The organism is Pseudomonas sp. NBRC 111132, assembly GCF_001320565.1.
In the GTDB taxonomy this organism is placed as follows: Bacteria; Pseudomonadota; Gammaproteobacteria; order Pseudomonadales; family Pseudomonadaceae; genus Aquipseudomonas; species Aquipseudomonas putida_P.
Map to the genome: position 1 here is coordinate 1 of NZ_BCBI01000097.1, position 12,872 is coordinate 12,872.

Below are 12,872 nucleotides of genomic sequence, written 5' to 3' on the forward strand. Positions count from 1 at the left end.
GTATGCGCTCCATAGACCCCATATTCAACTGACCTCTCCGTATCCCGGATGCTGGGCTCCCTATTTTCCCGTGGAGTTCCGTCATGATGCGTCCCGACGCCAAAGTGCAGAAGGTCTATCTCTACCCAAAGCCCGTCGACTTCCGCAAATCCATCAATGGACTGGCCGCGCTGGTCGAGCTGGACATCAAGGTGGAGGTGTTCAACCCGGTGCTGTTCGTGTTCCTCAATCGCACGCGCAGCCAGGTCAAGATTCTCTACTGGGAGCGCAATGGCTTCTGCCTGTGGCTCAAGCGACTGGAAGCCGAGCGTTTCAAGACCAAACCCGATGCCGGTGACGAAGCCATCGAACTGACGGTCGACGAACTGAACTGGCTGCTCGACGGTATCGACCTGTGGCGTAACCGTCCGCATCAGGTTCTGACGCCGCGTTACGTGGCCTGAGCCGGTATAATCCGGCGCCATGAAATTTGGCGCCGACAACCTTCCCGACGATCCCGTCCTGCTCAAGGCTCTGATTCTGCAGTTGCAGGAAGAGAACGCCTTGCTGCGCCACAAGCTGTTCTCGCCCAAGTCCGAGCGCAGCCCTGAAGACGCCGACTCGCCGCAGTTGGCCATGTTCAACGAGGTCGAAGAGCTGATCGAAGCGGCCGCTGCGCCAAGCGAAGCCGAAGCCGAAGCCAAAGAAGTCGTTGCGCCGGTCAAGCGCCGTGGCAAACGCAAGCCGCTGCCGGCCAACCTGCCGCGTATGGAGGTCATCCATGAGCTGCCCGAGCACGAGCGCACCTGCGCCTGCGGTTCCTGCAAGCAGGTGATCGGCGAGGAGACCAGCGAGCAGCTGGAGATCATCCCGATGCAGGTGCGGGTCATCCGCCACATCCGCAAGACCTATGCCTGCAAGGCCTGTGAAACCGCGCCGGTCACCGCCGATAAACCGGCACAACTGATCGAGAAGAGCCTGGCCAGCCCCAGCGTGCTGGCGATGCTGCTGACCACCAAGTACGCCGACGGCATTCCGCTGTACCGCTTCGAAAAGATGCTCAGCCGCCACGGCGTCGACATCCCACGGCAGACCCTGGCGCGTTGGGTGATCCAAAGTGGCGAGCAACTGCAACCGCTGCTCAACCTGATGCGCGACAAGCTGCTGGACTACCCCGTGCTGCACTGCGACGAAACGCGCTTGCAGGTGCTGCATGAACCGGGGCGCGACCCCTCGGCACAATCCTGGATGTGGGTGCAAAGCGGTGGGCCGCCGGACAAGCCGGTGATCCTTTTCGACTACACAGCCAGCCGCGCGCAGGAGGTGCCGCTACGCCTGCTCGATGGCTACCGCGGCTACCTGATGACCGACGACTACGCCGGCTACAACGCCGTGGCTGCACGCGACGGCATCGAACGCCTGGGCTGCTGGGCGCATGCGCGACGCAAGTTCGTCGAAGCCCAAAAGGTGCAGCCCAAGGGCAAGACTGGGCGTGCCGACGTGGCGCTGAGCCTGATCAACAAGCTCTACGGCATCGAGCGTGACCTGAAGGACGCTGACCATAGCGAACGCCTCGACGTCCGCCAGCAACGCAGCCAGCCCCTGATCGACCAACTCAAGGCCTGGCTGGACAAAACCCAGCCGCAGGTCGCTGGGCAGACGGCCCTGGGCAAGGCGGTAAACTACTTGGCCAGAAACTGGAGCAGGCTGGTGCGCTACATCGAAGGCGGGCATCTACCGATCGACAACAACCGCGCCGAGAACGCCATCCGTCCCTTCGTCATCGGCCGCAAGAACTGGCTGTTCAGCGACACGCCGAAAGGCGCTACCGCCAGCGCGCAGATCTACAGCCTGATCGAAACTGCCAAAGCCAACGGGCAAGAGCCTTACGCCTGGTTGCGCCACATCCTTGAACGCCTGCCGACTGCCAGTAGCGTCGAGGATTACGAAGCGCTGCTGCCGTGGAACAGCTCGCCAGCTTCTGCCTCTGCTTCCTGAAAAAACCCGTCCGCCAGGACGGGGTTTATGGAGCGGTTACACAGCTGCTATGATGAATGAGATCGAAAACTGAAATCCCCCACTAGAATTGTTGACTGGAGTCAAAATGAATAAAAAGCGGCCGGTTAATCTTGATATTCGAACCATTCAGCTTCCTCTCACGGCGCTTACATCGATTCTGCACCGGATTTCAGGAATTATGCTCTTTATTTTTCTGGGACTGATACTGTATATGCTGAGCAAATCGTTGGAGTCAGAAAAGGGTTTTAATGAAGTCAAGGAGATTTTTTCTTCACCTTTCGGCAAAGTTAGTTTCTGGTTGGTATACTCTTCATTTATTTATCATCTCGTAGCCGGAATTCGACACCTAGTTATGGATGTGGGTGTTGGTCATACTTTGAAAGGCAGCAATCGCGCCTCTACTATTGTTTTAGTAGTGTCGGGTGTTTTAATGGTTGCTGGCGCCGTATGGATTTGGTAGCTGTGGAGTCGTAATGCGTATTTACAAGGACTAAAAGCGTCCTTTAAAGCTAACTTACGAAAGTATTTATAATCGACGGTTCACGCTTAAACGGTTGAATCCTTTCGGGCTTCCGAATAGCTGTTAGCTGAAAGCTATCATGAGCTAAGTTTTCTGTGCATCATCAAATGTGTTAATGGGAGCGCCATAGTACTAGGTACAAATATGGCTCTAGGACAATGTTAGATGTTTTGGATTTTGAGGCGGATCGCTCTTATCGAAGATCGTCTAATTCGCTCTGAAGCGCAGGTTTTTTGAAACTATCACCTGGTTGGCACACTGTGCGAATCAACATCAGATATGAGAAAGCCAATCAGGTGAACACTACCCTCGAGGGCTCATCTGTCCAGTTAAAGCCTCGAGTCTTTCTGGGTGCGCAAAAGACAAGAAGGTTATATGGGAAAATTATGAGGCCTGGATACCATGCGTCATGGGCGTGCCGATGCTGTGAGTGACAGAGCGAGAAGCAAGTGAAAGTCCCTGAAGTAGGGGCGGGATGCGCCCGAGTGGCATTTTTTGTCTTAAGGTAGATCGCGTAGCTGTTCTTCAGAATAATCTTCAGAGCGTTGACGACAGCCATCGCTGTGCATTCCTCAAGAATAGAATGTGTCGGAAGGGTGGCGTCATTGGTGTTAGTCATCGCTTAGGATTTCTCAATCTGGCTTACACGGGCGCCTGTACCGATATCCCCGCGGATGGCGACGTATCGATGTTGAATTCCTCGCCAGACGAAGTGCAATGAGCTGCGGCTATAGGCTTGCGCAGCCTTAGATAGCCGGCCGTCGCAGGCGCGCCGGTTGGCCGGGATCTTCTTCTGCCCGTCAGGTGTCCGGTCGGAACTCCAGCACGAACGCTACGACCTTTTCGGCGGACATTTCGCACGGCTTCAACAATGTCCTATCTGATGTAACGCGGAAGAGGTTGAAGCTGACAATGTCAGTCCCGTCCAACTCCCTGGCGAACAGACTGTTGCGACGTCCGTCCCCAGATCGCCGGACGATCAAGCTGAAACGCCGGCCTTCATAAGTCCCTTCTCTGTATCCCTCCGCAAGCTTCGCGAAAGCGGCATCGAACTCGGAATGCTCCATGTCATCCATCCTTATTGATAGAACAGAGGCGCGGCGGGTGCGAGACCGCCAGTGCCGGGTCGCGCTAAGGTGCCGGGCAGATTCCTGCAGCCGACGAGGCCCGGGGTGGGCAGGATAATTGAGATGTCGGCGCCCGCATGGCTATCAGCGAAGTCGTCCGTCCAGTCTGCTAGGCAACGTCCACGCCTTTCCAGAAAGCGATGTAATCCCGGATACCCTCGGCATCCGGAGTGGGGGCGGGATAGGTCCAAGCGGCGTTCACGTTGAGCGCGTCACCCGCGCGAACATGAAAGAAGCGCGCGGCGCCTTTGATCGGACAGACAGATGTGTGCGGGCTCATCTCAAGCAGGCTCAGGTCGACTCCTGACGGTGGGAAGTAGTGATTTCCCTCGACGATGACTGTTTCGTCGCTTGTGGCGATAGTAGTGTCTTTCCAGATGGCTGAGACCAACGGACTCTCCTTTTGTATTCATCAACCGGCGAAGGCTCGCGGGCTGGCTGCCCCAAGCCGCACCTCCTCAGGTGGCAGGCGGGTTGCGCCCGAGAAGTTTGTCGAGCTCGCCTCTGACATCGAGCGCGAATAGCTCATCGGAGCCACCGATAAGGGTGCCATTGATGAAGATCTGCGGCACGGAGCTTCGCCCCGACGCTTCCGCCATGGCCTGCCGGTGAGCCGGATCCGCCTCAATATCGAGCTCCTTCCATCGCACGCCCTTTTCCTTGAGGAGCGCCTTCGCTCGGCGGCAGAACGGGCACCAATTCGTGGTGTACAGCAATACATCAGTTGTCATATTGCATCTCCGGCAGTTGCACGCGGATCGCTGTCATGGCGTTGATCTCCAATTCGCGGCGTTCAAAGATGGCGACTGCACCTTGGCCGACATCGGAGCAGATGCTGACGATTGGCCGCTATCCAGGCGACATGGCCCAAAGTGCTTTCACCGCCAGGCAGAGGCCGCACGCGCCTCCTGTAGCGCCGAGCCGATGCTCTAAGGTAACCGAGCCTCGATTGGGACGGAAGCGGTCCCGCTCGAATCGCCCATCATGCTGGTCGAGCATATCAGGACGACGGATAGTGCAGGAACTTTCAAATTGAGCTTGATGTCGAGCCAGGTATCGCGAGCGAAGGCGTTCTAGAGGCCGGGGGGTACGAAGACTGTGTTCGGCAAAACGGTTCACGTTGATCGCCAAAGCTTCCCAGGGCGCACGTCTACGATCGGCGCGACGTGAGATAGCTCGCGCCGCTAGCCCCCGTAGCGCTCCGTCTTGATGATGGAGGCGTCCAAGCCCGCCAGCAGCGCGCTATCGGTTGCGATGTTGACGAATCCGTTAGACCCGCAGACGAACACTTGCGTCGGCTTTCCCTGAAGCCTGGTTAGAATTTCTTGGACCATCATGCCGTCGATCCGTCGCGCAAAGTCCGATGCGCGAACCGGTTTCTCGCGCGTAATCGCGAGCGCCAGGACGAACGCCGGATCGCTGATTTCGATGCAATGAAGTTCTTCTGAGAAGAGAACGTCCTCGGCGGTTCGTGCGGACAGGAGCAACGCTGTCGGAACGGCTTGGGCCAATGCGCGGCGCTGCCGGATCATTGCCATCAACGGCACGAGGCCGGAGCCTCCCCCGATCAACAGAACCGGATCTATGGCAGGCTCAGGCCAAAGGAAATGGCCACCGAGCGGACCGCGAACTTCGATTTCGTCACCAATCGCCGCGATGTCGTGAAAAAACGGCGAAACTTCGGCATCCGGCATGCGCTCGATAGCTATCTCGACGATCGGGGTCGAAACTGCCGATGACGCGATCGAGTAGCTGCGCATTGCACTGTAGCCGTCGGGCGCGGTCAGCCGGATATCGACGTGCTGACCTGCGGTGTGCGCGAACGGCTTGCTCAACCGAAGGAAGAAGCTCTTGATACTCGGTGTTTGCTGGATGATGTCGTCGATCACGCATGATTGCCACGAACGGACTTGCGCTTCGTTTTCAGTCATGGGTGTATCGTTGTTCGCGCCACGGATCGCCGTAGATGTGATAGCCGTGCAGCTCCCAAAAGCCGGCCTCGTCACGCGTCGTGAATTGCAGCGCATTCACCCATTTGGCGGATTTCCAGAAGTAAAGGTGCGGCACTAGAAGACGCGCCGGCCCCCCATGATCGCGGGAAAGTGGCTTGCCCGCATAACTGAGGGCGACCATCGCTTTCCCGGAAAGCAGATCCGTCAGAGGGACGTTTGTCGAATAATTATCGTAGCAGTGCGCCAAGACGAAATCGGTAGGCCGATCAAGCTCTGCATCTGCAAGGATGTCTTCAATGAGTACACCCTCCCAAACGGTATCCAGTTTGGACCAAGAGGTGACGCAGTGAATATCCTTTGTCACCTGGGTCTTTGGTAGAGTGTTGAATTCGCCCCAATTCCACGTTTTGACGGGCTTCGGACCAATTTTGACTGTGAATTTCCAGTCGGAGGGCTCTACCCTCGGCGTAGGGCCGGCCGACAGAACAGGGAAATCCTCCACCAGATGCTGACCTGGCGGAATCCGATCGGACTGGTCGCCTGAACCGCGACCGGTGAAACCTCTGGTGACCATAGTGACCCCTCTTGCTCGATACGGCAGACCGAAGCCGGCCTTCATTTCAGTACTCTGCGTAAAGCATTTGCCCGCACATCCGCCGAATAAGCCAATCGACTAAAAATCAGATACAGATGCTCTATCATCGTAAAAAATCGCGTATCGAACATAGCGTCAGGCCAGCATGATTCCCAATACCCAATGGCTATAGGGTAGATAACCCCAAGGCTGCGTACGCTGATCTGCGGTATGCGGAGCGGAAGTTGCAGGTTCGCTCTCAAACGGATGGGCAGCGTGCAAAGCTCAAGGCTCACCAGCGCATGGTTGCCCAGTTCGCGCTCGCCGGCAGCTTGAGTATATTAAGGACGAAATGTCGATCTGATCTATTCTGGCTTCAGGAAATAGGGAAAATAAGGTCGGACGTTCGCGCACCGTCGCGACGCGCGATCATCCACTAAGCTTCTGTATCGGGGTTGGAGGATCAGATGAACGAGATCGAACGACAAGCGCCTGAGCTGCGGGTGCAAAAATGGATTGGCAAAGATGGGGAAAGTATCGCGCCGTTCAAACTGTCAGATATCGGGCCCGGCCCGAAAATCTTGTTTGCCTTCCAGCATTGGTGCCAAGGTTGCCATTTGCATGGGTTTCCGACGCTACAAAAGTTGCATGCAGCGTTGAGCTCAAAAGACGTGGGGTTCGCAGTGATCCAGACCGTCTTCGAAGGAACGCATGAGAATACCTTCGAGAAGTTGCGCGTGAACCAGCTCAAGTATGAGCTTCCTATCGTTTTCGGTCACGACGAGCAACCGACCGGCTCGCCGTTTCCAACCTTCATGGAAGACTACCGCACACGAGGAACTCCGTGGTTTACGGTTATCGACGCTGGCGGTAGCATTGTTTTCTCGGACTTCCATCTCGACGCGGAGCGACTAGTGAAGCAACTTGAGCAAGGTTAATCGTTGGAAGGTGGGCAATCATCCTGATTGCCACCCATCCCCTGATGCCCACTACAGGCGTTGCGCGCTGTAACTCTGTTGATCAGCGTGCGAAAACCCGGATCCGGATAGGAGGAGCGTCAACGATTGAATCAATCCGTTGGGAGAGGGCGGCTCCGCTCCGTCAGCTCGGCAATAGATAACCCATTCTCGCCGAGCAACTCTCTGATCCGATCGACGATATGAGCCCCTAGCGCCGCTGTCTTGGTCCCCCCCACAGATTCCCAAGATGCGAGTTCACACGCCGATACCTCGTGGTCAGCGCCGAAGTGCTTCTGTCGGTATGTCACCGCCGCCCTTCAATGATAAAGGCGCGGTAACGGGAACCGGCAAAGCGATGAGCAGCGATGGTTTGGTAGGCGGGACTGTCATACCAGTCGCGAGCGGCCTGCATCGTCGGGAAACGCAAGATTACGGCCCCTTCGATGGGCGGCCCCTCCAAATGCTGGATCGCGCCATAAGCGGCGAGAAAGGTAACGTCGTGACCATCGAACGATGGTCCGACGCCTGCAGAATAGGTTGCGAGTGCATGTGGGTCGCTGGTTTCTTCCCGCGTAAAGACGACGAACGCTTCCATCATTAGGCCTCTCAAAGGTTGGATCTGTTGGCCATTACCACCGGTGATGGCCTCACAGTCGTCAGGCTGGCAACTGGAACCCGATTTTCATGAGTGCCTCGACGCACGCATCCTGATCCTGCTGATAGTTGCCTCCGGAGATGCCTATGCCGCCGATCAACTTCCCATCCTCCAGAATCGGATAACCGCCGCCGACAGCGACCATCCGAGGGCGATAGGCTAGCGGCGCCACTTTTGGATCGTTGGTCACATAGTCGTTCCAGACATGGGTCGGGAACCCAAACGAGGCGGAACTCCAGGCCTTGTCGATGGCAACATCGACGGTAAGGAACGGCGCATCGTCGGTGCGCTCGAACGCGCGCAGGTTACCGGTGGCGTCGACGACGGCGACGGCAGCCGGGATGCCGATGGCACGGGCCGCAGCGAGCGCCGCGTCGATGAGGGCGACTGCGGTTTCGCGGTTGATCGAGGCGGTGGCAATAGATTTGGTCATGGGATTCTCATCGCTGGGGCATAACCCGTTCGGCTTTTTGAGGTTGGACAAGATGTTTGGCGATCGCGGTCGTTAGAAGCCTTCGAGGACGATCTTGCCTTTAGCCGCGCCACTTTCGATCAGTGCATGCACCGTCTTCAGATTGGCGGCATTGATCGGCGACAGTCGCCGGGTCAGCGTCGTGCGGATTTTGCCGTCGTCAACCAGCGCTGCCATCGCATCCAGAATCTCGCCCTGCTCATTCATGTCGGGCGTGCCGTAGATCGACCGCGTGAACATCAGCTCGTGGTGGATCGACACCGCCTTGCGCTTGAAAACCATGATATCGAATGCCTTGGGATCGTCGATCAGTCCGAACCGTCCTTGTGGGGCGATCAGTTCGGCGATGTCGGCGACATGTTGCTCGGTATGTGTGGTCGAAAAGACGAAAGCGGGAGCACCGATGCCGAGTTCGGCGATCTGTGGCGCGAGCGGACGAGAATGGTCGATGACGTGGTGAGCTCCAAGCCCTCTTACCCACTCTTGGGTTTCCGGTCGAGAGGCTGTGGCGATGACGGTGAGGTCCGTGCGCTGTCGCGCGATCTGGACGGCGATCGACCCAACCCCGCCCGCGCCACCGATGATGAGGATCGCCTCCGCCGCACCGGGTACGGGCTTCGCCACGTCCAGGCGGTCGAACATCGCCTCCCAGGCCGTCAACGTCGTCAGCGGCAGCGCCGCCGCTTCCGCCCAGGAGAGCGACGCAGGTTTGTGACCGACAATCCGGGCGTCGACGAGATGGAACTCCGCATTGGTACCGGGCCGTGTGATCGATCCGGCATAATAGACCTCGTCGCCTAACTCGAACTGCGTGACGTCGGGGCCGACCTCGCGCACAATCCCGGCGGCATCCCATCCCAGCACCTTCCAATCGCCATCTGCCGGCGGCGTGCTGTTGCGGACCTTGTAGTCGACCGGGTTGACCGAGACGGCCTTCACCTCAACCAGGATATCGTATCCTGCAGCGACAGGCCGAGGCAGATTGATGTCGACCAGCGCGGCATCCGCGGCGATGGGTCCCGGAACCTTGTAACCAATGGCTTTCATAAATGTCTCCAGCTTGCTTGATCGGATGACGCGAATGCTCGTTAGTCAACTTCTTCTACATTGAGGTCCCGACTCTTGAACTGGGTCGCGGTAGCAGATTTCATCGAACACGTCGATCAACAGGCCCTTATGCTCGGTCGCCGGATCGGTGATCGCGTAGAGGGTGGAGGCGTTATCGCCATCATCACCGCTTCCGAGGCGAAACGCCGCGTCGACGCAGATGCCGCACGGACCGATGGTTGATCCTGGCTCGAGATCGACGAGATTGCTGTCCTTGACGCGCTATTCGCGGTCTTAGCCCTTGGCGATGAAGGACTGAACTGCTTGTAGAGCGTCGGTCAGCTGCTATGTCATGGACGCACCTTCATCTTGAGTTGGATTGGACAAGCTTCCGTATAAGGCCCGCTGTAACCGTCAGATGACGACGAAGAAAACGATGGGCAGTATTCACAGCCACTTAGCCTTCTTGAAGCGCACAAATAGGAAAACGCACGATATCGCTATCACTCCGAGCACGACAAAGTATCCGTAGGCCGTGTCCAGCTCCGGCATGTGCTTAAAGTTCATGCCGTATATTCCAGCGATCGCCGTCGGGACTGCCAGTATTGCCGCCCAGGCCGCGAGCTGGCGGGTGACCACACCGATCCTTTGCGCTTCCAGAAGGCTGCTGGCCTCAAAGACCGTGGACAGGACAAGCAGGAGGCCGTCGACCATGGACTGCACGCGGTGGACATGGTCCGCGACGTCGTGGAAATATGGTGTCATTTCGGCGCTGATGCAGGGAAAGTGGCCGCGAACGAGCTTTCGCACCAGCTCGGCCATAGCCCTGAGCGTGCGCTGGAACCGCGTGAGTTCGGACCTTAGTTCGAAGATTCGCGCCACCTCTTCTGGCCCGAGGAAATCGTGCAGCGACCGTCGCTCCATCGCCAGGACGTCGTCCTCGATCATTTCGAAGATGGGCAGATACTGGTCGACCACGCGATGCAAGATCGCGTGCAGCACATAGTCGACACCCTTGCCGAACTGCGTCGGCGATGCCTCGAGTTGCTCCCGAAGTTTGCCCAGCGCTCCGGCATTGCCGTGCCGCACGGTGATAAGGTGATTGTGACCGGTGAAGATCGCCATCTTGCCGTAGCTGATCCGGTCGCCGACCAGCTCGGCGGTCTGCGCGACGACGTACAACTCATCGTTGTAGACCTCGAGCTTGGGCGGGCACAGCGGGTGCATCGCGTTGTCGATCGCCAACGGATGAAGATTATATGTCCTTTGGATCGCGAGTAGTTCCTCGGGGGTGGGTTCGCTAAGCGCGATCCAGCAGAAGCCCGAGCGACTCTCGCCCAACTTGACGTGCTCATCGAGCGCGATTTCGCGAACTCGCTTGCCTTCGTTGTAATAATAGGCGGCGATGATGCTCATGCTGGCCTCGCGGGAATGTGGAGGCCACGCTGGACGGCCGGTCGAGCCAGCCCGCGTCCAAGCCATGCGCGGACGTTCGAAAAGCTGCTGAGGCCAAGGATGTCACCCGCAGCGTAGAATTCCACCAGCGCATTCACCCAGCCGAGCGTCGCGATGTCCGCGATCGAATAGTCGTCGACGATCCAGTCGCGGCCTTCCAGCCGGCGATCCAGAATCCCCAGCAGACGCGTGGATTCGTCGATAAAGCGCTGTTGCGGCCGCTTGTCCTCATAGTCCTTGCCGCCAAATCGCAGGAAGAAGCCGAGCTGACCGAACATCGGCCCGATGGCCGACATCTGAAAGAACACCCACGCTAGGGTCTCGTAACGCTGGCCTGGTTCGGTGGAGATGAACTGACCCGTCTTGTCGGCCAGATAGAGGAGGATCGCACCGGATTCCCATAAGGCGATGGGTCTACCGTCAGGGCCAGCCGGATCGATGATCGCCGGTATGCGTCCGTTCGGGTTCAGCGACACGAACGCCGGATCCTTCGACTCGTTGTTCGAGATGTCGATCAGGTGGGGCTCGTACGCCAGGCCAGTCTCCTCAAGCATGATCGAGACCTTGACGCCATTGGGCGTAGGGGCTGCGTAGAGTTGCAGGCGATCGGGATGAGATGCCGGCCAGCGCTGCGTGATCGGAAAGGACGAGAGGTCTGGCATAAATCTGCGATCCTGGTGTTGCGATGGCGACTGACTGGAACGAGCCGTCACTCTGAAGTAGGGTTCGATGACCGCGTCGCTGAACGACGCGGTCACGAAGATTGCGGACCGGACCGGCGCAGTGGCAACGGCAGTGAAGCCTATTCCGCCGCGGTCCCGGCCGCTGGCTGTACGTCGTCAACCTTTTGGCGCTTCGGAAGCACCCAGCCGGGACGGACGAAGTGGCAGGTGTAGCCGCCCGGGCGCTTCTCCAGATAATCCTGGTGATCGGGCTCGGCCTCCCAGAACTCGCCGACCGGCTGGACCTCGGTCACCACTTTGCCATCCCACAGCCCCGAGGCATCCACATCGGCGATCGTATCCTCGGCGACGCGCTTCTGCTCCTCGTCGACATAATAGATGCCCGACCGGTAGGAGAGCCCACGATCATTGCCCTGGCGGTTCAGCGTCGTCGGATCGTGGATCTGGAAGAAGAATTCCAGGATGTTCCGGTAGCTCGTCACTGTCGGGTCGAAGACAATCTCGATCCCCTCGGCATGCGTGCCGTGATTACGATACGTGGCGTTCGGAATATCGCCGCCCGTGTAACCCACACGGGTCGAGATGATGCCGGGCCGCTTGCGGATCAGATCCTGCATGCCCCAGAAACATCCTCCTGCGAGAACAGCGCGCTGATGCATGTTAAGCCTCCTCTACTTGATCGAGATATTCACCGTATCCCTCGGACTCCATCTCGTCGCGCGGGATGAAGCGAAGGGACGCTGAGTTGATGCAGTACCGCAGACCGCCGCGGTCGGAAGGACCATCGGGGAACACATGGCCGAGATGACTGTCTGCGTGTACTGACCTGACCTCCGTCCGGACCATGCCGTGTGCGCTGTCCCGCACCTCGTTCACGTTTGCCGAAACGATCGGCTTGGTGAAGCTGGGCCAGCCAGTACCCGAATCGAACTTGTCCGTCGAAGCGAACAGTGGCTCTCCCGACACTATGTCGACGTAGATGCCAGGCTCCTTGTTGTCGTTGTACTCGCCCGTGAAGGGCCTTTCGGTGCCCGCCTCCTGGGTAATTCGGTGTTGCTCGGGAGTCAGGTGGTCGATTGCTGTCTGTGACTTTTCAAACTTCATTACAGTCTCCAATACTTATCTAGAGGGCCAGGCACGCTACCGCTAATTTTTTATGTCTCCTGATTTGCTCCTACAATGGTAGTGGGATGGCAAACGAGGTTTTACTAAGTGTTGGAAAATTAGAGATTTAAATTTCGCGTCTATTAATTCTAGCGCAACTGAGTGGTTAAGCAAGTACGTAATCAGTAAATATTAAAAAAATAACACAAAAGCACGATTATATAATACAGTGTCAGTGTTTTATGATAATCAACAACGCCTGTTCAGATGCTGGTAGATGCGAATTTTTTGGCGTACAGTCAAAATTTTCTGATGGTTGCTTAGTG

Annotated in this window: 17 protein-coding genes; 5 read left to right on the forward strand and 12 right to left on the reverse strand. The window is 57.5% G+C overall.

The features are described from left to right. Positions 1-83 precede the first annotated feature (83 nt). From tnpB to sdhC, 3 genes are all read left to right on the forward strand, one after another. A complete protein-coding gene (gene tnpB / locus APH35_RS27155; protein WP_003458507.1) occupies positions 84-443 on the forward strand; it encodes an IS66 family insertion sequence element accessory protein TnpB in 360 nt (119 codons plus the stop codon). A gap of 19 nt (positions 444-462) precedes the next feature. Continuing rightward, positions 463-1,977 (forward strand): IS66 family transposase, encoded by a 1,515-nt coding sequence (tnpC, locus tag APH35_RS27160; RefSeq protein ID WP_082425862.1) that lies wholly within the window; start codon positions 463-465, stop codon positions 1,975-1,977. Between the two features lie 106 nt (positions 1,978-2,083). After that, the gene (gene sdhC / locus APH35_RS28715; protein WP_005005993.1) at positions 2,084-2,458 is read left to right on the forward strand and encodes a succinate dehydrogenase, cytochrome b556 subunit; all 375 of its coding nucleotides are present in this window, start codon (positions 2,084-2,086) and stop codon (positions 2,456-2,458) included. Between the two features lie 860 nt (positions 2,459-3,318). Here the strand turns inward: sdhC and APH35_RS27165 are convergent. The 5 genes from APH35_RS27165 to APH35_RS27185 all read right to left on the reverse strand — a co-directional run bounded on the left by APH35_RS27165 (position 3,319) and on the right by APH35_RS27185 (position 6,216). Continuing rightward, on the reverse strand, positions 3,319-3,585 hold the full coding sequence (locus APH35_RS27165) for a hypothetical protein (protein ID WP_003464988.1): 267 nt from the start codon (positions 3,583-3,585) through the stop codon (positions 3,319-3,321). Positions 3,586-3,754: 169 nt separating this feature from the next. Beyond that, positions 3,755-4,036 (reverse strand): DUF427 domain-containing protein, encoded by a 282-nt coding sequence (locus APH35_RS27170; RefSeq protein ID WP_003464986.1) that lies wholly within the window; start codon positions 4,034-4,036, stop codon positions 3,755-3,757. Between the two features lie 67 nt (positions 4,037-4,103). Beyond that, positions 4,104-4,376 (reverse strand): glutaredoxin 3, encoded by a 273-nt coding sequence (grxC, locus tag APH35_RS27175; protein WP_005005995.1) that lies wholly within the window; start codon positions 4,374-4,376, stop codon positions 4,104-4,106. A gap of 453 nt (positions 4,377-4,829) precedes the next feature. Beyond that, a complete protein-coding gene (locus tag APH35_RS27180) occupies positions 4,830-5,576 on the reverse strand; it encodes a ferredoxin reductase (RefSeq protein ID WP_002118292.1) in 747 nt (248 codons plus the stop codon). Next, positions 5,569-6,216: a sulfite oxidase-like oxidoreductase gene (locus tag APH35_RS27185; RefSeq protein ID WP_002118288.1), complete on the reverse strand. Its 648-nt coding sequence runs from the start codon at positions 6,214-6,216 to the stop codon at positions 5,569-5,571. Before APH35_RS27185 ends, APH35_RS27180 begins: the two co-directional genes overlap by 8 nt. A 422-nt stretch (positions 6,217-6,638) precedes the next feature. Between APH35_RS27185 and APH35_RS27190 the strand changes: the two genes are divergently transcribed. Next, the gene (locus tag APH35_RS27190; protein ID WP_003464979.1) at positions 6,639-7,109 is read left to right on the forward strand and encodes a TlpA family protein disulfide reductase; all 471 of its coding nucleotides are present in this window, start codon (positions 6,639-6,641) and stop codon (positions 7,107-7,109) included. A 325-nt stretch (positions 7,110-7,434) separates the two neighbouring features. Here APH35_RS27190 and APH35_RS27200 read toward each other — a convergent pair whose 3' ends face one another. The 3 genes from APH35_RS27200 to APH35_RS27210 all read right to left on the reverse strand — a co-directional run bounded on the left by APH35_RS27200 (position 7,435) and on the right by APH35_RS27210 (position 9,304). Continuing rightward, entirely contained in the window at positions 7,435-7,725 is a 291-nt protein-coding gene (locus tag APH35_RS27200) for a DUF1330 domain-containing protein (RefSeq protein WP_023109439.1), read from the reverse strand. A 61-nt stretch (positions 7,726-7,786) separates the two neighbouring features. Further along, positions 7,787-8,218 carry a GlcG/HbpS family heme-binding protein gene (locus APH35_RS27205; protein ID WP_005006001.1) on the reverse strand — a complete coding sequence of 144 codons (432 nt, stop codon included), beginning with the start codon at positions 8,216-8,218 and terminating at the stop codon, positions 7,787-7,789. A gap of 72 nt (positions 8,219-8,290) precedes the next feature. After that, positions 8,291-9,304 carry a zinc-binding alcohol dehydrogenase family protein gene (locus tag APH35_RS27210; RefSeq protein ID WP_002118279.1) on the reverse strand — a complete coding sequence of 338 codons (1,014 nt, stop codon included), beginning with the start codon at positions 9,302-9,304 and terminating at the stop codon, positions 8,291-8,293. A 75-nt stretch (positions 9,305-9,379) separates the two neighbouring features. Between APH35_RS27210 and APH35_RS29130 the strand changes: the two genes are divergently transcribed. Then, a complete protein-coding gene (locus APH35_RS29130) occupies positions 9,380-9,547 on the forward strand; it encodes a hypothetical protein (RefSeq protein WP_016487060.1) in 168 nt (55 codons plus the stop codon). Between the two features lie 204 nt (positions 9,548-9,751). Here APH35_RS29130 and APH35_RS27215 read toward each other — a convergent pair whose 3' ends face one another. The 4 genes from APH35_RS27215 to msrB all read right to left on the reverse strand — a co-directional run bounded on the left by APH35_RS27215 (position 9,752) and on the right by msrB (position 12,546). Then, positions 9,752-10,720, reverse strand: a complete 969-nt coding sequence (locus APH35_RS27215) for a magnesium and cobalt transport protein CorA (protein WP_011979111.1) — start codon at positions 10,718-10,720, stop codon at positions 9,752-9,754. Continuing rightward, on the reverse strand, positions 10,717-11,421 hold the full coding sequence (locus APH35_RS27220) for a glutathione S-transferase N-terminal domain-containing protein (RefSeq protein WP_003464969.1): 705 nt from the start codon (positions 11,419-11,421) through the stop codon (positions 10,717-10,719). Before APH35_RS27220 ends, APH35_RS27215 begins: the two co-directional genes overlap by 4 nt. Positions 11,422-11,561: 140 nt before the next feature. After that, entirely contained in the window at positions 11,562-12,101 is a 540-nt protein-coding gene (gene msrA / locus APH35_RS27225) for a peptide-methionine (S)-S-oxide reductase MsrA (protein WP_003464967.1), read from the reverse strand. A gap of 1 nt (position 12,102) precedes the next feature. After that, positions 12,103-12,546 carry a peptide-methionine (R)-S-oxide reductase MsrB gene (msrB, locus tag APH35_RS27230; RefSeq protein WP_003464965.1) on the reverse strand — a complete coding sequence of 148 codons (444 nt, stop codon included), beginning with the start codon at positions 12,544-12,546 and terminating at the stop codon, positions 12,103-12,105. Positions 12,547-12,872 lie beyond the last annotated feature (326 nt).